This is a genomic window from Pseudoalteromonas sp. MMG005 (assembly GCF_018101015.1).
GTDB lineage: Bacteria > Pseudomonadota > Gammaproteobacteria > Enterobacterales > Alteromonadaceae > Pseudoalteromonas > Pseudoalteromonas aurantia.
Window position 1 is genome coordinate 1 of the sequence record NZ_JAGJEK010000082.1, and the last position, 518, is coordinate 518.

1 protein-coding gene is annotated in these 518 nt (G+C 48.1%); it reads left to right on the forward strand.

Annotated elements, in window-relative coordinates:
* A partial coding sequence (locus tag J8M01_RS23790; protein WP_247671270.1) for a condensation domain-containing protein occupies positions 1-518 on the forward strand: 518 nt, incomplete at both ends.

The window sequence follows — 518 nt, forward strand, 5'->3', positions numbered from 1 at the left end:
ATTGCGCGTCATGAAGTTTTGCGAACGCGCTACATTGAAGTGGCGGGGGTAGCGAAGCAACAGATCTGCGCGATGTCAGCGGTGCACTTTGAGGTGGCAGTCGAAGACCTATCTCATCTCACTGGTGAGATGCAAGCACACGCGGTGAAAGCATTGGTTGACAGTGAGTTTACGCAGGCGTTTAATCTGGCAGAAGATGTGATGCTGCGTGTCAGCTATATCAAAACGGCTGGCAGCGCAGGGGTGCTGCTATTTAATATGCACCATATTGCCTCAGATGGCTGGTCGATGGATGTATTGGCCAAAGAGTTCTTTGCGTTATATGACGCGTATAGCCAAGGAAAAGCAAGTCCATTACCAGAGCTGGAAATCCAATATGCAGATTATGCACATTGGCAACACACGCATTTAGAGGGAGAGGTACTGGATAACCAATTAGATTATTGGACGAAACAGCTAGATGAGTTACCGGGTGTGCATAGTTTACCGCTGTGTTACCCAAGACCAGAAATAAAGGC